The 16,706-nt window shown below is 71.3% G+C and carries 17 protein-coding genes and 1 riboswitch; of the genes, 14 read left to right on the top strand and 3 right to left on the bottom strand.

The genetic code is table 11. From position 1 onward, the window contains the following. Window positions 1-29 precede the first annotated feature (29 nt). From ACIP6U_RS32690 to ACIP6U_RS32710, 5 genes are all read left to right on the top strand, one after another. Window positions 30-410 carry a hypothetical protein gene (locus ACIP6U_RS32690; protein WP_401725365.1) on the top strand — a complete coding sequence of 127 codons (381 nt, stop codon included), beginning with the start codon at window positions 30-32 and terminating at the stop codon, window positions 408-410. 102 nt (window positions 411-512) lie between these two features. Next, window positions 513-965: an Lrp/AsnC family transcriptional regulator gene (locus ACIP6U_RS32695; RefSeq protein WP_401725368.1), complete on the top strand. Its 453-nt coding sequence runs from the start codon at window positions 513-515 to the stop codon at window positions 963-965. 147 nt (window positions 966-1,112) lie between these two features. After that, complete coding sequence (locus ACIP6U_RS32700) at window positions 1,113-2,324, top strand: MFS transporter (protein ID WP_401725371.1); 1,212 nt, start codon at window positions 1,113-1,115, stop codon at window positions 2,322-2,324. Window positions 2,325-2,633: 309 nt separating this feature from the next. Next, the gene (locus ACIP6U_RS32705; protein WP_401725374.1) at window positions 2,634-3,095 is read left to right on the top strand and encodes a roadblock/LC7 domain-containing protein; all 462 of its coding nucleotides are present in this window, start codon (window positions 2,634-2,636) and stop codon (window positions 3,093-3,095) included. 7 nt (window positions 3,096-3,102) lie between these two features. After that, window positions 3,103-3,483, top strand: coding sequence for a DUF742 domain-containing protein (locus ACIP6U_RS32710; protein ID WP_401725376.1), 381 nt, complete (start codon window positions 3,103-3,105; stop codon window positions 3,481-3,483). 53 nt (window positions 3,484-3,536) lie between these two features. On the opposite strand, the gene ACIP6U_RS32715 is transcribed toward ACIP6U_RS32710, so the two are convergent. Beyond that, window positions 3,537-4,094, bottom strand: a complete 558-nt coding sequence (locus ACIP6U_RS32715) for a Repetin (protein WP_401725379.1) — start codon at window positions 4,092-4,094, stop codon at window positions 3,537-3,539. 326 nt (window positions 4,095-4,420) lie between these two features. Between ACIP6U_RS32715 and ACIP6U_RS32720 the strand changes: the two genes are divergently transcribed. Then, a complete protein-coding gene (locus ACIP6U_RS32720; RefSeq protein ID WP_401725381.1) occupies window positions 4,421-5,209 on the top strand; it encodes a carbon-nitrogen hydrolase family protein in 789 nt (262 codons plus the stop codon). A gap of 70 nt (window positions 5,210-5,279) precedes the next feature. Further along, a complete protein-coding gene (locus tag ACIP6U_RS32725) occupies window positions 5,280-6,998 on the top strand; it encodes a flavin monoamine oxidase family protein (protein WP_401725384.1) in 1,719 nt (572 codons plus the stop codon). A 20-nt stretch (window positions 6,999-7,018) separates the two neighbouring features. On the opposite strand, the gene ACIP6U_RS32730 is transcribed toward ACIP6U_RS32725, so the two are convergent. Continuing rightward, the gene (locus tag ACIP6U_RS32730) at window positions 7,019-7,705 is read right to left on the bottom strand and encodes a DUF5995 family protein (protein ID WP_401725386.1); all 687 of its coding nucleotides are present in this window, start codon (window positions 7,703-7,705) and stop codon (window positions 7,019-7,021) included. A 173-nt stretch (window positions 7,706-7,878) separates the two neighbouring features. Between ACIP6U_RS32730 and ACIP6U_RS32735 the strand changes: the two genes are divergently transcribed. The 3 genes from ACIP6U_RS32735 to ACIP6U_RS32745 all read left to right on the top strand — a co-directional run bounded on the left by ACIP6U_RS32735 (window position 7,879) and on the right by ACIP6U_RS32745 (window position 11,111). Beyond that, window positions 7,879-8,997 carry a glycoside hydrolase family 6 protein gene (locus ACIP6U_RS32735; RefSeq protein WP_401725620.1) on the top strand — a complete coding sequence of 373 codons (1,119 nt, stop codon included), beginning with the start codon at window positions 7,879-7,881 and terminating at the stop codon, window positions 8,995-8,997. A 167-nt stretch (window positions 8,998-9,164) separates the two neighbouring features. After that, window positions 9,165-10,442, top strand: coding sequence for an alginate lyase family protein (locus ACIP6U_RS32740; protein WP_401725389.1), 1,278 nt, complete (start codon window positions 9,165-9,167; stop codon window positions 10,440-10,442). Between the two features lie 210 nt (window positions 10,443-10,652). Next, entirely contained in the window at window positions 10,653-11,111 is a 459-nt protein-coding gene (locus tag ACIP6U_RS32745) for an acyl-CoA thioesterase (RefSeq protein ID WP_401725391.1), read from the top strand. Here the strand turns inward: ACIP6U_RS32745 and ACIP6U_RS32750 are convergent. Next, the gene (locus ACIP6U_RS32750; RefSeq protein ID WP_401725393.1) at window positions 11,071-12,282 is read right to left on the bottom strand and encodes an MFS transporter; all 1,212 of its coding nucleotides are present in this window, start codon (window positions 12,280-12,282) and stop codon (window positions 11,071-11,073) included. The genes ACIP6U_RS32745 and ACIP6U_RS32750 overlap by 41 nt on opposite strands. Before the next feature lie 157 nt (window positions 12,283-12,439). Here ACIP6U_RS32750 and ACIP6U_RS32755 point away from each other — a divergent pair, with 157 nt between their 5' ends. The 4 genes from ACIP6U_RS32755 to ACIP6U_RS32770 all read left to right on the top strand — a co-directional run bounded on the left by ACIP6U_RS32755 (window position 12,440) and on the right by ACIP6U_RS32770 (window position 16,700). Further along, a complete protein-coding gene (locus ACIP6U_RS32755) occupies window positions 12,440-13,624 on the top strand; it encodes an ROK family transcriptional regulator (protein ID WP_401725396.1) in 1,185 nt (394 codons plus the stop codon). Window positions 13,625-13,868: 244 nt separating this feature from the next. Then, window positions 13,869-13,999: riboswitch (FMN riboswitch) on the top strand. A 153-nt stretch (window positions 14,000-14,152) separates the two neighbouring features. After that, entirely contained in the window at window positions 14,153-14,758 is a 606-nt protein-coding gene (locus tag ACIP6U_RS32760) for a riboflavin synthase (RefSeq protein ID WP_124002900.1), read from the top strand. After that, window positions 14,755-15,405: a nicotinamide riboside transporter PnuC gene (locus ACIP6U_RS32765; protein ID WP_401725400.1), complete on the top strand. Its 651-nt coding sequence runs from the start codon at window positions 14,755-14,757 to the stop codon at window positions 15,403-15,405. Before ACIP6U_RS32760 ends, ACIP6U_RS32765 begins: the two co-directional genes overlap by 4 nt. Next, window positions 15,402-16,700: a bifunctional 3,4-dihydroxy-2-butanone-4-phosphate synthase/GTP cyclohydrolase II gene (locus ACIP6U_RS32770; RefSeq protein ID WP_401725403.1), complete on the top strand. Its 1,299-nt coding sequence runs from the start codon at window positions 15,402-15,404 to the stop codon at window positions 16,698-16,700. Before ACIP6U_RS32765 ends, ACIP6U_RS32770 begins: the two co-directional genes overlap by 4 nt. Window positions 16,701-16,706: the final 6 nt, after the last annotated feature.

Below are 16,706 nucleotides of genomic sequence, written 5' to 3' on the forward strand. Positions count from 1 at the left end.
TCAAGCCTGCTTGACGAGAATCTGGAGCCATGACGACACCCCGGAGCATCGAGCCGCAGCACACCCTGCTCACCGCCGTCGCCCGCCTCGACGATCTGCGCATCCGCGAGTCTCTGGGACCGGAAGACCTCGAACGGGCCGAGCTGCTCGAACTGCTCGCGCTGAGCGAGGTCGTGGCCCAGAAGGCCGCGTACGGGCGGCAGTTGACGGTTCGGGCGGCTCGGGAGGCCGGGGCCTCCTGGTCGCAGATCGGGGCCGCGCTCGGCACCAGCAAGCAGGCCGCGTGGGAGGCGCACACCCGGTGGATCGACACGCAGGAGGCGGCCCACGGGCGGCCCGGGCAGCTGGGGTTCGACGCGGCCGACGCCGCCGAGGCGCGCGCTCTCGCCGGGGAGCCGGACGAGCGCTGAGCAGTGCTCGCCCGTGGTCTACTTCGTATACGGTCGGCGCCGCATCACCAACGGCCGCCGCCGCTTCCGTATTCGCGCCACCCGAGAAGTGAACGACCCACTGTGCTGAACGATCTCGACGAACGCATCGTGCACGCCCTCGCCGAGGACGCCCGCCGCTCCTACGCGGACATCGGGCAGCTGATCGGCCTGTCGGCGCCCGCCGTGAAGCGGCGGGTGGACCGGCTGCGGGCCAGCGGCGCCATCACCGGCTTCACCGTGCGGGTGGACCCGGCGGCGCTCGGCTGGGAGACCGAGGGGTTCGTCGAGATCTACTGCCGGTCCAACACCTCCCCGGAGACCATCCAGCGGGGCCTGGAGCGCTACCAGGAGGTCGTGGCCGCCTCGACCGTCACCGGTGACGCGGACGCCGTCGTGCAGGTCTTCGCCTCCGACATGCGGCACTTCGAGCGGGTCCTGGAACGGATCGCCGGGGAGCCGTTCGTCGAGCGCACCAAGTCGGTGCTGGTGCTGTCACCGCTGCTGCGCCGCTTCTCGTCGGGCTCGCCCACGTAATCCCGGGAGTAATCCCCGGACGGATCCGCCGACCGTGTCTACCATCGGTGACATGACCTGGCGACATTGATCCACCAGCCGTGCCTCCCGAGGACCGCCTCGGACGCCGTACCTCCGGCATCCGATCCGTCCCTGCGGGAAGGCCTCATGACACTCTCACCTGCGCGTGTGCCCGTCGGCACCGGCGTCCGCCGGCTCACGGCCACGCTGTACGGCTATGCGTTCCTGGACGACTTCGTCCTGCTCTACCCGGTGTACGCGCTGCTGTTCAGCGACACCGGACTGTCCGTCTGGCAGATCTCGTCCCTCTTCGCCCTCTGGTCGCTGACCGGCGTGTTCCTGGAGGTGCCCTCGGGCGCCTGGGCCGACGCCGTGTCCCGGAAGCTGCTGCTGTGGCTCGGTCCGCTGTTCACCGCGGCCGGCTTCGCCCTGTGGGTGCTCACGCCCTCGTACTGGGCCTTCGCCCTCGGCTTCGTGCTGTGGGGCGCGCGCGGAGCGCTGGGTTCCGGCGCGCTGGAGGCGCTTGTCTACGAGGAACTGGAGCACCTGGGTGCGGGCGACGGGTACGCACGCGTGATGGGCCGGGCCCGGGCCGCGGGCCTGGTCGCGGTGATGGCGTCGATGGGGCTCGCCGGTCCGGTCTTCGCGTGGGGCGGCTACCCGGCCGTGGGCGCGGCGAGCGTGCTGGCCTGTCTGGCGACCGCGGCGACGGCGACGCGGTTCCCGGAGCACCGGGTCGTCTCCCCTTCCGGAGGCGGGAGTTGGGCGGCGACCCTGCGCTCCGGGCTCGCCGAGGTCCGCAAGGACCGGTCGCTGCGCGGGGCGCTCCTGCTGATCCCGGCGGTGGGTGCCGTCTGGGGCGCCCTCGACGAGTACACACCCCTGCTGGTGCGCGACACCGGCGTCGCGGAGACGGCGGTGCCGTATCTGCTGTTGCTGATCTGGACCGGGGCCACGGCCGGGAGCCTGCTCGCCGGATCCTTCGAGCGGTTGGGTACGGCGGGACTCGCGGTGGTGCTCGCCGGTGCCGGGATCGCCCTGGCCGCGGGGGCGCTGACGCGGACGACGGCCGGTCTCGGCCTGGTGGCGGTGGCCTTCGGCGGCTTCCAGCTGGCGACCGTGCTGGCCGACGTCCGGCTCCAGCAGCGCATCGACGACGACGCCGGCCGGGCCACCCTGACCTCGGTCGCGAGCCTGGGCACCGAACTGGGCACGGTCGCCGTCTACGCCGGGTACGCGACGATCGCCACGGGCGCCTCCAACGGCACCGCTTTCGCGCTGTTCGCGGTGCCGTATCTCGTGACGGCGGCGGTGCTGGCCGTCGGCCGGTCGGCGCGGTCCCGGCGGACGGTCCCGTAGCTTGTGCGACGATTCACTACCGGTGAGTAGGAACAGTCGGTAACGTCATCCGCAAGGAATTCCGCACCTCTCGGGCAGCCGGTCACGCAGGCGCTGGTGCTGCTGCCCGAAGGGGTGTTGGCTGAGGGCGAGGACGGCACGTCTCGGCCTCCCCGCGTGGCCCTCGCGGCCCCGCGCGAGGAGAACTCCGAGGAGACGCGCGCCGCCTTCGGGGCCTTCCGACCGGGTCTCGCCCGAGGCCGCCGAGGCTTGCCCCCTGGACTCCGACCCCACGTGGCGAACCGACAACGAGAAAGGCAAGGCCCCCCGATGCCCCGTGACCGGAGGACCCCTGAACCCGCCCTCAGTCCCGCCACCCCCGCCGACACCCCGGGCACCGGCCTCGGCTGGCTGCTCGACGACCTCGTCGCCCGGACCGGCCAGGTCCGCCAGGCCGTGCTGCTCACGGCGGACGGCCTGCCGCTCAGCGCCTCGGACGGCATGCGCGCCCGGGACATCGAACACCTCGCCGCGATCTGCGCCGGCTTCCACGGACTGGCCGGTTCGGCGGGAGAGCGGTTCGGGGCGGGGGAGATCCGGCAGACCATGGTGATGCTCGACGACGCCTACCTCTTCATCACCCCGGCAGGCGACGGCAGCCGGCTGGCCGTGCTGAGCGAGGCCCGGACGGACGTCGGTCAACTCGCCCACGAGATGGGCCTCCTGGTCCGCCGCGTGGGCCGCCACCTGGCCGCCGCCGTACGGTCGGCCGAGGCCCCGGCAGGCCCGTGACCCGACGGTGAGAGACGAGCACTGGTACGAGGGCGAGACCGGGGCACTGGTACGCCCCTACACCGTCACCCGGGGCCGCACCCGCCCCTCCGGCCGGCATCACATCGACCTCATGTCGCAGGTCACGGCGCTGCACCCGGCCGGTAGGGCACCGGGCCCCGACCACGCGGCCGCGTGTCTGCTGGCGCTGCTCCGGCGCGGCCCGCGGCCCGTCGTGGAGCTCGCCGCGGACGCCGACCTGGCGCTGACCGTCGTACGCGTCCTGCTCGGCGATCTGGCCGAGGCCGGTCTCGTACGGATCGACCCGCCTCGGCCGGCGTCGACGGTGCTGCCGGCCGCCGACCCCGAGTTGCTGCGGGAGATCGTCGAGCGGTTGCGGGAGATCTAGCGCTCCGAACGCGGGGAGCTTCAGGGTCCTGTGTCTGCTTCAGGACCCCGGGTCTAGAAGTTCGGCTCCCACGGCACCACCGTGAAGTCGCCCGTGCCCTGCTTCACCTTCTCGAACGGGGCCGAACTGATGCATTTGGGCAGGTCCTTGGGGCCCAGGTCCTCGGTCGTGGCCCAGCTGTAGCCGAGCCGGTCGTGCCGGCCCAGGTCGTGGACCGTGACGCCGACCCGGGTGCCCTTGGCGACGGGGAGGTCGGAGTCGGTGACGATGCCGGAGACGACGGCCACCTTGCCGCCGGTGACCAGGCAGTCGACCTTGGCCTTCGCCCAGGCGCCGTCGCCGTTCAGATAGTGGCTCCACTCGAAGGTGCCGGTGGCCTTCATCGGGTCGGCGTTGTCCTTCGCCGCGAGGTGGGCGTCGAAGGAGAAGGTGATGTCGTCGCCGAGCGAGCGGTAGAGCTTCGCGGTACCGGTGAGGGCGGCGGCCTCGCGCTGCGGCCTGCCCTCGGCGCCGGACGCCGTGGCGGATCCCGCCGCCACGGCGGAACCCGTCAGACCGACGGTGAGCAGGAGCGCGACCCCGAGCACGGCGACCTTCGTACGACGCTGCATGACGGACCTTTCTGCAGGTGAAGCGGACGGTCACCACTCTCCCGGCGCCACCCCGCCGCCACATCGCGCCCGAGTAGGCACCCCACCTCCGCCGTCCGGCGGGGAACCGGCTGTGACCTGCGTCCCAAGGAGGACCGGAGGTGGTCCCCGGGGCGCGCAACGAATCTCCGCCGGACGGGTGGCCCGCGCAACGAACCGCTCACCGGCGCGCAACGGCTCCTTCTTGTCGCGCCGCCGTCCACGCCCGTACCGTCTAAGTGGGTCCCATAGGTGGCCCTTCCATCTTTTCCGGCACTTCGCCCCTCTCGTCCTGGTGAGGAACACGCATGCGCACCGCCCTGCTCCAGAGCTCCGGCCGCCCCGGCTCGATCGTCGAGAACCTGAAGGTCCTCGACGAGGCCGCGGGCCGGGCCGCCGCCGCGGGTGCGGCGCTGCTCACGGCGCCGGAGATGTTCCTCACCGGGTACGCGATCGGCGACGACATCGGCCGCCTCGCCGAGTCCGCCGACGGGGAGTCGGCCGACGCGATCGCCGAGATCACCGGTCGGCACGGACTCGCCATCGCCTACGGCTACCCCGAGCGGGACGGCGAAGCCGTCTTCAACTCCGCCCAGCTGATCTCCGCCGACGGCACCCGCCTCGCCAACTACCGCAAGACCCACCTCTTCGGCGGCTTCGAGCGCGACCACTTCACACCGGGCGAACAGCCGGTCGTCCAGGCCGAGTTGGACGGCCTGACCGTCGGACTGATGATCTGCTACGACGTCGAGTTCCCGGAGCCCGTCCGCGCCCACGCCCTCGCCGGTACCGACCTCCTGCTCGTCCCGACGGCGAACATGCACCCGTTCCAGATCGTCGCCGAGTCGGTGATCCCGGTGCGGGCCTGGGAGAACCAGATGTACGTGGCGTACGTCAACCGGATCGGCCGGGAAGGGGAGTTCGACTTCTTCGGCCTCTCCACGCTGGCCGGGCCCGACGGCATCGCCCGCGCCCGGGCGGGAGTCGGCGAGGAACTGACCTTCGCCGACGTCGACCGCGCCCAGCTCAACGCCTCCCGTGCCGCGAACCCGTATCTGACGGACCGCCGCCCCGGTCTCTACGGGTCGCTGTCCTGACGCGGGCCTTCCCCCCAACTTCCCTTCACCTTCGGTCTTTTCCAGCTTTTCGCGCAAGGAGTCCCACCCCATGACGTCCACGGTGCCCAACGCCGTCGAGCACGCCGACGAGCAGCAGCAGCCGCCGATCACCATGTTCGGGCCGGACTTCCCCTACGCCTACGACGACTTCCTGGCCCACCCGGCGGGCCTCGGCCAGATACCGGCGACCGAGCACGGCACCGAAGTCGCCGTCATCGGCGGCGGGTTGTCCGGCATCGTGGCCGCGTACGAGCTGATGAAGATGGGCCTCAAGCCGGTCGTCTACGAGGCCGACCGGATCGGCGGCCGGCTGCGCACCGTCGGCTTCGACGGCCCCGGCACCGAGGAACTGACCGCCGAGATGGGCGCGATGCGCTTCCCGCCCTCCTCCACCGCCCTCCAGCACTACATCGACCTGGTGGAACTGAAGACCCGGCCGTTCCCCAACCCCCTTGCGGAGGCCACCCCTTCGACCGTCGTCGACCTCAAGGGCGAGTCGCACTACGCCGAGACGGTCGCCGATCTGCCCCAGGTCTACCGCGATGTCGCCACCGCCTGGAACAGGTGCCTCGAAGAGGGCGCCGACTTCTCCGACATGAACCGCGCCCTGCGCGAGCGGGACGTGCCGCGCATCCGCGAGATCTGGGCGAAGCTGGTCGAACGGCTCGACAACCAGACCTTCTACGGCTTCCTCTGCGACTCCGAGGCCTTCAAGTCCTTCCGGCACCGCGAGATCTTCGGCCAGGTCGGCTTCGGCACCGGCGGCTGGGACACCGACTTCCCCAACTCCATCCTGGAGATCCTGCGGGTCGTCTACACCGAGGCCGACGACCACCACCGCGGCATCGTCGGCGGCTCCCAGCAACTCCCGGTCAGGCTCTGGGAACGCGAGCCGCAGAAGATCGTGCACTGGCCCTACGGCACCTCGCTGGCGTCCCTGCACGTGAACGGCGAGCCCCGCCCCGCGGTGACCCGGCTGCACCGCAGCGCCGGCAACCGGATCACGGTGACGGACGCGAACGGCGACATCCGCACCTACCAGGCGGCGATCTTCACCGCCCAGTCCTGGATGCTGCTCTCCAAGATCGCCTGCGACGACTCGCTCTTCCCGATCGACCACTGGACGGCGATCGAGCGCACGCATTACATGGAGAGCTCGAAGCTCTTCGTGCCTGTGGACCGGCCGTTCTGGTTGGACAAGGCCGTCGACGACAGGGGGAACCCGACCGGCCGGGACGTCATGTCGATGACCCTCACCGACCGTATGACGCGCGGGACTTACCTCCTGGACGACGGTCCGGACAAGCCTGCGGTCATCTGCCTCTCGTACACCTGGTGCGACGACAGCCTCAAGTGGCTGCCGCTGTCGGCCAACGAGCGGATGGAGGTCATGCTGAAGTCGCTCGGCGAGATCTATCCGAAGGTCGACATCAGGAAACACGTCATCGGCAACCCGGTGACCGTCTCCTGGGAGAACGAGCCTTATTTCATGGGCGCGTTCAAGGCCAACCTGCCCGGTCACTACCGCTACCAGCGGCGCCTGTTCACGCACTTCATGCAGGACCGGCTGCCCGCGGACAAGCGGGGCATCTTCCTGGCCGGCGACGACATCTCCTGGACGGCCGGCTGGGCCGAGGGCGCGATCCAGACCGCGCTGAACGCGGTGTGGGGCGTCATGCACCACTTCGGCGGCGGGACGGACGCGACCAACCCGGGTCCGGGTGACGTGTACGACGAGATCGCGCCGGTGGAGCTGCCGGAGGACTGAGCGGGGACGCGGCGCCGGTGTCAGTCGGGCAGCGGCGTGAGCATCATGCGGCTCGCGAAGCCCACCGCCGCGTCCAGCCGCTCGGTGAACTCCTCGGCCACATCGGGCAGTCCGCGCAGCGCCCACAGGGCCCGGGCCGCCGTCCAGGTGGCGTCCCGGGCACGGTCCAGACTCCACGAACCGAGCAGGTGGGTGAGCGGGTCGGCGATCTGGAAGAGGTCGGGGCCCGGCATCAGATCTTCGCGGATGCGCTCCTCCAGCGAGACGAGGAGATCACCCACGCGGTCGAACTCGTCCTCCACCTCGGCGGGTTCGCAGCCGAGCGTACGACACGTGTCCACCACGGCGAGCGCCAGATCGTGGCCGATGTGCGCATTGATGCCCGCGAGGGCGAACTGCAGCGGGCGTACGCCGGGATGACGGCGGAGCTGGAACAGCGGGCGCCAACAGGCGGGCGGGCGCCGGTCGTCCGTCGCCGCCTCCACGGCGGCCAGGTACCGCTCCGCGAACCGCACGTCCAGCGTGATCGCGGCCCGCGTGTCCCTGAAGGTCCCGGCGTCGATCCGCCGGTCGACCGCCTCCGTCACGGCGAGGTAGACGCGGTTGAAGACCGCGATCCCGTCCCGCCGCGGAAGAGCCGCGTCCAGGGCGCGCATCCGGGAGACGACGACGTCCACAGGTGTGGTGATCTGTTCCAATTGCGGCATGGGGGAAGGGTCCCAGTCATACGCTGACCGAAGTGCCGGCGGGACCGACGCTTCCCCAGAACGGGGGAACGCACCCGCCGTGGGGGAGGGGACACACCACCGTGTCAGGCTTGCGTGCCCAGCGGCTGGCCGAGCGCAGGGCCGAGCGCCGCCGCGCGACCCGGCGCTCCGCCATGCTCGCCGCTGCCTCCGTCGTGGTCGCCGTCGGCACCGCGACCGGCATGCTGTCCGCCCTCGGCGACGGACGCGGCACGGACCGGGCCGGATCCGAAGTGACCGACTCGCCGAAGGTGGAGCGCCTGCCCGTGGTGCCGTCCCCGTCGGCGACCGGCACCAAGGCCTCGCCCTCGCCGTCGCCCAAGAAGGCGGGTCCTTCCCCGAGTTCCTCCCCGAAGAGGTCGAAGAAGCAGCCGGCCGCCCCCGCTGCCGAAGGCCTCTACCGCTACCCGGACTCCCAGATCCTGGACTGGGTGCGCGCCAACCCCTCGGACCCGCGCACACCGGTCATCGAGTCCCGCATCGCCGACCGGCCGGCGGCGGTGTGGTTCGCCGAGTACGCGCCGGACACCATCGCCGCCCGCGTCCGCGCGGTCACCTCGGGCGCCGCCGGTCAGGACCGGGTGCCGGTCGTCGTGCCGTACGCGATCCCGGACCGCGACTGCGGCGGTGCCTCCCAGGGCGGGGCGCCCGATCTCGACGCGTACGACGCCTGGATCGACGCCTTCGCGCGCGGGCTCGGCTCCGCCGAGGTCATCGTCGTCCTGGAGCCGGACTCCATAGCCCAGGCCGACTGCCTCGGCGCCGGTCAACGGGCCGACCGCTTCGCCTCGTTGGCCCGGGCCGGCCGCGTCCTCAAGGCGGCCGACCCCAGGGCGCGGGTCTACTTCGACGCCGGCCACTCCGGCTGGAACCCCGCCGGCAAACAGGCCGAACTGCTCCGCCAGGCGGGTGCCGCCTCCACCGCCTCCTCCGACGGCGTCTTCAGCAACGTCTCCAACTTCCACACCACGTCGAACGAGATCGCCTACGACCGGCAGGTCCTCGCCGCGCTGGGCGGCCCCGCGAGTCTGGGCGCCGTCATCGACACCAGCCGCAACGGCAACGGCGCCCCGGCCGACGGCGAGTGGTGCGACCCGGCGGGCCGCAAGATCGGCCGCACGCCGACGCTCGGCACCGGCGAGGCCCGCATCGACGCCTACCTGTGGGTGAAGCTGCCGGGGGAGTCGGACGGCTGCAAGGGGAGCCCCGGGACGTTCAGCCCGTCGTACGCGTACGACTTGGCGTCGTCGTAGCGGACCCCGCAAACCGTTTCCGTACATGAATGCTGTCCGGACCATTGCCACAGCTATGGCCGAGATCTACGCTCGCACGGTCCTACTCATGAACTCTGTTCACATTCATGACCGTTCATGATCCGATCGCCTTTCTGGCCCACCGCTCTACGGATCGGAGTGTCTAGATGAGTGGAAGATCCCGTGCGGCCGTCGTTCTCGCCGCCGTGGTGACTCTCGCAGCCGTGCTCGTCCCCTCCGCACAAGCCACCAACACCATGCACACCAAGGGCAGGACCCCGGACACCGCCGTCCTCGACGGCGCCCGCCTCCAGCAGACCAAATCCCGGCTCGACCGCGGCGACACCCAACTGCGCCGCTCCGTACAGAACTTGACGACCCGCGCCGACAACTGGCTGAACCAGGGCCCCTGGACGGTCGTCGACAAGCCGAAGCCCGCCCCCGGCGGGGATGTTCACGACTATCTGAGCCAGGCGCCCTACTGGTGGCCGTCGACGACCCCCACCGCCGACAACCCCTGGGGCTGCCCCTACGTCCAGCGCGACGGACAGCGCAACCCCGAGGTCGACACCGGCACCGACCGCCAGGACGTCGAGAAGGTCTTCGACTCGACGTACGACCTCTCGCTCGCCTGGTACTACACCGGCAAGAAGAAGTACGCCGAGAAGGCCGGGCAGGTCCTGCGCACCTGGTTCCTGAACCCCGCCACGAAGATGAACCCCAACCTGAACCACGCCCAGTTCATCCCCTGCAAGTACGACGGCCGGGCGATCGGGATCATCGACTTCTCGCAGTCGTACACCAGCGTCGTCGACGCGCTCGCGCTGCTCGCCACCGGCGCCCCCGGCTGGACGAAGGCCGACCGCACCGGAATGAACCGCTGGAACTCCGACTTCCTCGACTGGCTGGTCGACAGCGACTTCGGCAAGCAGGAGGGGGCCGCGGCCAACAACCACGGCACCTTCTACGACATGCAGGTCGCCGCCCTCGCCTACGCGACCGGTGACACGGGCCTGGCCCGGCGGACCGTGCGCGACGCCGCCGCCAAGCGCCTCGACCCGCAGATCGCGGCCGACGGGAGCCAGCCGCAGGAGCTGGCGCGGACGCGGAGCTGGCACTACTCGACCTTCGACCTGGTCGCCTACACCCGGCTCGCCGCCATCGGCCGGCACGTCGGCGTGAACCTCTGGGCGCATCAAGGGCCGGACGGGCAGAGCCTGTTCAAGGCGGTCGACTATCTGCTGCCGGCCGCGACCGGAGCCGCGCCGTGGCCGCACCCGGAGCTGGAGTTCTACCGCTTCGCGGCCAGCGACGTGGTGCACGCGGCGGCGGACGCGGGCGACAAGGCCGCGCAGAAGGCCGTGCCGAAGCTGGAGGCACCGCCCGGCGGCGACCTCTGGGCGCTGCGCCCGGCCGCCGAGCAGCTGGACTCGATAGCCGGCTGACCGGAGCGGATCGACCGAGCCGACCGACCGGAACGGATCGACCGAGCCGGCTGACCGGAGCGGATCGACCGAGCCGACCGACCGGCGTGGATCGACCGGAGCCTGCTGACCGCACTGGGCTGACCTGGCCCTTCCCGACAGGGGCTCCTGAGCGTCCGCTTAGGATGGAGTGTCCCCACCGCTTCATCCGTGACGCCCAGGAGCCCCGCCGTGACCGCCGAAGCCCCGACCTCCGCCCCTCTGTCGTACGGCCGGCTCACCCCCGTCACCGTCCACTTCGACGACCTGGACGCCCTCGGCCTGCTGCACAACGCCCGCTACCCGCTGCTGGTCGAGCGGGCCTGGGGCGAGTTCCTGGAGGAGCACGGGTTCCGCTTCGCGGGCGACTGGGTGGCGGCCGGCGACGCCTGCAACGCGGTGAAGGAACTCCGGATCAGCTACGAGGCACCGGTCACCGAGCCGGGTACGTACGCCGTCCATCTGTGGCTGGACCGGCTCGGCACCACGGGACTGACCTACGGCTTCCGCCTCTGCTCGGCGGACGGCTCGGTGACCTACGCCCGCGGCACCCGGGTCCTCGTCCGGCTGGACCCGGTCACCAGGCGCCCGGCGCCGTGGAGCGAGGACTTCAGGGCCGCGGGTCGGGCACTGCTGCGCTCGGCCGACTGACCTTCGGCCGGTCCCGGTCGCCGGCCCGCAGCACCCCCGCGAACACGACGAGCCCGCTCGCCAGCACCGACACCAGCACGAACGACACCACCAGGCTCGACGCCTGCGCCACCCCGCCGATCAGGCTCGGCGCGATCAGACCCGAGGTGTACGTGATGGTCGCGACGCCCGCGATGGCCTGACTGGGGTTCGGGCCGCTGCGCCCGGCCGCCGCGAAGCACAGCGGTACGACCACGGCGATGCCGAGGCCCATCAGCGCGAACCCGGTCATCGCCACCGCCGGATGCCCCGCGACCACCACGAGCAGGCCGCCCGCGGCCGCGAGGAAGCCGCCGATGCGGACCGTGCGGACCGAGCCGAAGCGGTTGACCACCGCGTCGCCCACCAGCCGGGCCACCGCCATGGTGAGCATGAAGCCGGTCGTGCACGCCGCCGCCAGGCCCGCCGAGGAGTCCAGTTGGTCACGGAGATAGACCGCCGACCAGTCCAGGCTCGCGCCCTCCGCGAACACCGCGCAGAAACCGACGGCACCGATCAGCAGCGCCGACTTCGGCGGCAGCGCGAACCTCGGCGGCGGCTCCTCGTCCTCGGCCGGCTGAAGGTCGAGCACCCAGCGGCAGAACAGCATGCCGAGCGCGGTGAGCGTGGCCGCCGCCAGCGCGAAGTGCACGCGCGCGTCCGAGTCCAGGTGCGCGGCGAGGGTGCCGCCCGCCGAGCCGATCAGGGCGCCGGCGCTCCACATGCCGTGCAGCCCGGACAGGATCGACTTGCCGAGCAGCGCCTCGATCTCCACGCCGAGCGCGTTCATCGCGACGTCGGCCATGCCCGCGCTCGCGCCGTACACGAACATCGCCAGGCACAGCGTGTACAGGTTCGGCGCGAGCGACGGCAGGATCAGCGACAGGGTCCACAGGGCGAGCAGACCGCGCAGCGCCGTACGACTGCCGAAGCGGTGGCTGATGCGGCCCGCCAGCGGCATCGAGCAGGAGGCGCCGAACGCCGTGAAGGCGAGCGCGAAGCCCAGCTGGCCCGCGCTGAGATCCGCATGCTCCTGGATCCACGGCACACGGGTCGCGAACGAGCCGGTCACGGCGCCGTGCACGGCGAACACGGCGGCCACCGCGTACCGGGCCCGCCTCACCTCGTGCGCGTCGTATGCCACGTCGCTCATTCTCCGGTCCCTCCCAGAATCTCTTCGGCTCCCCACCTGCGCCGCGTAAACTATCAGGAACCCTGCCTGATAGATAGGGCAATAATGGCCGCGGGCGCTCGGGCCGAGTACCCGTCCCAACTGCCGTACGGCAGCGCCGATCTGGAAGGATCTCGGCATGCCCGCATCACCGAGCACCGCCCGGGCCATCAACGACCGGGCCGCCCTGCAACTGCTCCAGCAGGAGGGCCCGTTGACGGCGGGGCAGCTGAAGCAGCTGACCGGGCTGTCCCGCCCGACGGTCGCCGACCTGGTCGAACGGCTCGCCGTCTCCGGACTGATCACCGTCGTCGGCGAGGCGGGCGAGCAGCGGCGCGGGCCGAACGCGAAGCTGTACGGGATCGTCACCGACCGGGCCCAGTTGGCCGCCCTGGACGTGCGTACCGAGGGCGTCTGGGTGGTCGTGTCGGATCTCGTCGGGCAGGTTCTCGCCGAGGCGTCCGTGCCGATCGGCGACGACACCGGGACCGGACCCGCGGTGGAGCAGGCGGTCGCCCTGGTCGAGCGGGTGGTCAAGGAGGCAGGCGCCGACCGTCTGCACACCGTCGGCATCGGCGCGCCCGGCCTGATCGATCCGGTCACCGGCGAACTCCGTGACTCCTCCGGCCTGCCCGCCTGGCACCGCCGACTGGCCACCGCCCTTCAGGAACGGCTCCCCGAAGCCCGCGTCAGCGTCGAGAACGAGACCAACCTCGCGGCCCTCGCCGAGCAGCGCGACGGAGCGGCCCAGGACCGCGACACCTTCGTCCTGCTCTGGCTCGGCCACGGCACGGGTGCGGCGGTCGTCCTGGACGGCACCCTGCGCCGCGGTGCCTCCGGCGGCACGGGCGAGATCGGCTTCCTGCCGGTGCCGGGGACGGCGGGCCTGCCGTCCGCCACCGACTGCGAGGGCGGCTTCCACACGCTGGCGGGGTCGTCGGCGATCGCCGAACTGGCCGAGGAACACGGGGTGACGGCGGAGGCGGGCCCGTACGAGCCGGTCGCCGCGGGGCTCGTACGCGCTGCCGTGACCGATCGCGGTGCCGATGCCGACCGTTTCCTCGACGCGCTCGCCGACCGTGTCGCCGTCGGTGTCGCCTCCGTCGTCGCGATCCTCGACCCCGGCTGCGTGGTGCTCGGCGGTGAGGTCGGGCAGGCCGGGGGAGCGGAGCTGGCGGGGCGGGTGGAGGCGCGGCTGCGCCGGATGTCACCGCTGCCGACGGAGGTGCGGGCCGGTGCGCTGGGCGGTGGGGCGGTGCTGCGCGGGGCGCTGCTGACGGCGCGGGACCGGGCGCAGGAGGAGCTGTTCGCGCCGGGGCGGTGAGCCGTGCGCGCTCTCGATCGGCCGCTCGCCGCTCGCCGCGGCACGCGTTGGGTGGCCCGGCGACGGGCAAGGGCCGTCGTCACCGTCGCCGGACCGGTTCAGGGTACCGCGGAAAGGACTAGACCAAAGGGTTCCTCAAGGAATGCCCTGTTGAGAAGTCCAGCGACGTCGCCTGTGAGCCACCCCACATCGTTCGCCCGTATGGACCTGGATCAGGCGTGGCAGACTGGCCGTGTACCAGAAGCAGCGCACTCCGGGGTCGGTGAAAGTCCGAACCGGCGGTTACAGTCCGCGACCCGGTCACTTCCAGTGACCGGTTGACCAGGTGAAATTCCTGGACCGACGGTTAAAGTCCGGATGGGAGGCAGTGCGCGGCGGGCGAGCATCGTTTGTGTGCGCGCCGCCGTATCTGGGCTCGTCCTCTCGGGCGGGTCCCTTCGGCGTCGCCCCGGTGTTCTCGTTCGTTTCATTCTGTCGTCATCGACAGGCCCCGGAGTCCGTGCCCGATGTGGCAGGAGGACCCGGGAAGTGTTCACCGGAATCGTCGAAGAGCTGGGTGAGGTCACCGCCGTCGAGAATCTCGGCGACTCGTCCCGCTTCCGTCTGCGCGGCCCCGTCGTCACCGACGGAGCGAAGCACGGCGACTCCATCGCCGTGAACGGGGTCTGTCTCACCGTCGTCGAGCACGAGGGTGACGAGTTCACCGCCGACGTCATGGCCGAGAGCCTCAACCGTTCCAGCCTCGGTGCCCTCGCCGTCGGCTCCCGCGTCAACCTCGAACGCCCCACCGCCGTGGGCGACCGCCTGGGCGGGCACATCGTGCAGGGGCACGTGGACGGCACCGGCGCGGTGCTGGAGCGCAAGCCGTCCGAGAACTGGGAGATCATCAAGATCTCCCTCCCCGCGGACCTGGCCAGGTACGTCGTGGAGAAGGGTTCCATCACCGTCGACGGCATCAGTCTCACCGTCGTCGACGCGGGCCCGGACTACTTCACCGTCAGCCTGATCCCCACCACCCTCGCCCTGACCACGCTCGGCCTCAAGCAGCCCGGCGACCCGGTCAACCTCGAGGTGGACATCGTCGCCAAGTACGTCGAGCGGCTGCTCGCGTCGAGTCAGGGAGCGGGCAGGTGAACTCCCTCAACTCGGAGGCCTTCGTCCTGTTCGGCCAGCACATCCTCTGGTCGGACATGATCGGCAACATCCTCGGCCTGATCGCCCTGGCCCTCGGCTGGCGGCGCAACCTGTGGAGCTGGCCGGTGCAGTTCGCCTCCGGCCTCATCCTCTTCGGCGCCTTCTACGGCCACCTGACCGGCAGCGCCGGCAAGCAGGCCGTCGTCATGGTCGTCGCGCTGTACGGCTGGTGGCAGTGGAACCGCAACAAGGGCACGGCCGAAAACGGCGGTGACGGTCACATCGCCCCGCGGTTCGCCACCTGGCGCGAGCGCGGCGCGATGATCGGCGCCGCCGCCGTCGGCACGGTCGCGGTGGCCCTGCTCTTCAAGGCCTACCCGACCCTGTCCTGGGACCCCTGGCCGGACGCCTACATCTTCGTCGGCACCGTCGTCGCCATGTACGCCCAGGCGCGCGGCATGGTCGAGTTCTGGTTCGCCTGGCTCCTGGTCGACCTCGTCGGCGTCCCCCTCAACTTCGCCAACGGCTACGCCTTCTCCGGCTTCGTCTACGTCATCTACGGCGCACTCGTCCTGTGGGGCATGCGCGACTGGTGGCTGCGCTCCCGCGACGGCGCGCGGCCCGTCCTGGAAGGAGCGCCGGCATGACATCGGCACCGATTCTCTACAGCACAGACGGCATCGAGGACTGGTCCCTCGACCCGGTCGAGCAGGCCATCGCCGACATCGCGGCCGGCCGCCCGATCGTGGTCGTCGACGACGAGGACCGCGAGAACGAGGGCGACCTCGTCGTCGCCGCCGAGAAGGTCACGCCCGAGATCGTCGCCTTCATGATGAGCGAGTGCCGCGGCCTGATCTGCGCCCCCATGGAGGGCGCCGAGCTGGACCGGCTCCGGCTCCCGCAGATGGTCGAGGACAACACCGAGTCGATGAAAACCGCGTTCACAGTGTCGGTCGACGCCTCGGCCGTTCACGGTGTGACCACCGGTATCTCGGCCGCCGACCGCGCGACCACGCTCCGGCTGCTCGCCAGCGGCACGGCCCAGGCCGACGAACTCGTCCGCCCCGGCCACATCTTCCCGCTGCGCGCGCGGGACGGCGGCGTGCTGACCCGCAACGGCCACACCGAGGCCGCCGTCGACCTCGCCCGCCTCGCGGGCCTGCGCCCGGCCGGCGCCATCGTCGAGATCGCCGGCGAGGACGGCCGCATGCTGCGCCTGCCCGAACTGATCCCGTTCGCCCGCAAGCACGGCCTGACGATCATCTCCATCGAGGACCTGATCGCCTACCGCCAGGCCGCCGAGCCCACCGTCCGCCGCGAGGCCGAGGTCCGCCTGCCCACCAAGCACGGCGAGTTCACGGCGTACGGCTACCGCTCCACCGTCGACGGCGTCGAGCACGTCGCCCTCGTCCACGGCGAGATCGGCGAGGGCGAGGACGTCCTGGTCCGCGTCCACTCCGAGTGCCTGACCGGCGATGTCTTCCACTCCCTGCGCTGCGACTGCGGCCCCCAGCTGGAGGCCTCCCTGGAGCGCATCCAGGAGGAGGGCCGAGGCGTGGTGGTCTACCTGCGCGGCCACGAGGGCCGCGGCATCGGCCTGCTGTCCAAGCTCCGGGCGTACGAGCTCCAGGAGCGCGGCCGCGACACCCTCGACGCCAACCTCGAACTCGGCCTGCCCGCCGACGCCCGGGACTACGGCGCCGGCGCGCAGATCCTGGAGGACCTCGGGGTGCGCAGCGTGCGGCTGATGACCAACAACCCCGACAAGACGGACGCGTTGCTGCGGCACGGGCTCAAGGTCACCGGCCGAGAGCCGATGCCCGTACAGGCGGGCGAGCACAACCTCCGCTACCTGCGCACCAAGCGGGACCGGATGGGCCACGACCTGCCCTGGCTGGACGCGGCCCCCACGGCACCCCTCTCCACCTGCAACAACCAGTAACCGCAA

This window comes from Streptomyces sp. NPDC088794 (genome assembly GCF_044750545.1).
Lineage (GTDB): Bacteria > Actinomycetota > Actinomycetes > Streptomycetales > Streptomycetaceae > Streptomyces.

Bases quoted from the DNA above. Each gene is read 5' to 3' on its own strand.
- ACIP6U_RS32690 (WP_401725365.1), top strand. From the start codon at position 30: ATGACGACACCCCGGAGCATCGAGCCGCAGCACACCCTGCTCACCGCC.
- ACIP6U_RS32700 (WP_401725371.1), top strand. From the start codon at position 1,113: ATGACACTCTCACCTGCGCGTGTGCCCGTCGGCACCGGCGTCCGCCGG.
- ACIP6U_RS32705 (WP_401725374.1), top strand. From the start codon at position 2,634: ATGCCCCGTGACCGGAGGACCCCTGAACCCGCCCTCAGTCCCGCCACC.
- ACIP6U_RS32715 (WP_401725379.1), bottom strand. From the start codon at position 4,094: ATGCAGCGTCGTACGAAGGTCGCCGTGCTCGGGGTCGCGCTCCTGCTC.
- ACIP6U_RS32720 (WP_401725381.1), top strand. From the start codon at position 4,421: ATGCGCACCGCCCTGCTCCAGAGCTCCGGCCGCCCCGGCTCGATCGTC.
- ACIP6U_RS32725 (WP_401725384.1), top strand. From the start codon at position 5,280: ATGACGTCCACGGTGCCCAACGCCGTCGAGCACGCCGACGAGCAGCAG.
- ACIP6U_RS32730 (WP_401725386.1), bottom strand. From the start codon at position 7,705: ATGCCGCAATTGGAACAGATCACCACACCTGTGGACGTCGTCGTCTCC.
- ACIP6U_RS32735 (WP_401725620.1), top strand. From the start codon at position 7,879: ATGCTCGCCGCTGCCTCCGTCGTGGTCGCCGTCGGCACCGCGACCGGC.
- ACIP6U_RS32740 (WP_401725389.1), top strand. From the start codon at position 9,165: ATGAGTGGAAGATCCCGTGCGGCCGTCGTTCTCGCCGCCGTGGTGACT.
- ACIP6U_RS32750 (WP_401725393.1), bottom strand. From the start codon at position 12,282: ATGAGCGACGTGGCATACGACGCGCACGAGGTGAGGCGGGCCCGGTAC.
- ACIP6U_RS32755 (WP_401725396.1), top strand. From the start codon at position 12,440: ATGCCCGCATCACCGAGCACCGCCCGGGCCATCAACGACCGGGCCGCC.
- ACIP6U_RS32770 (WP_401725403.1), top strand. From the start codon at position 15,402: ATGACATCGGCACCGATTCTCTACAGCACAGACGGCATCGAGGACTGG.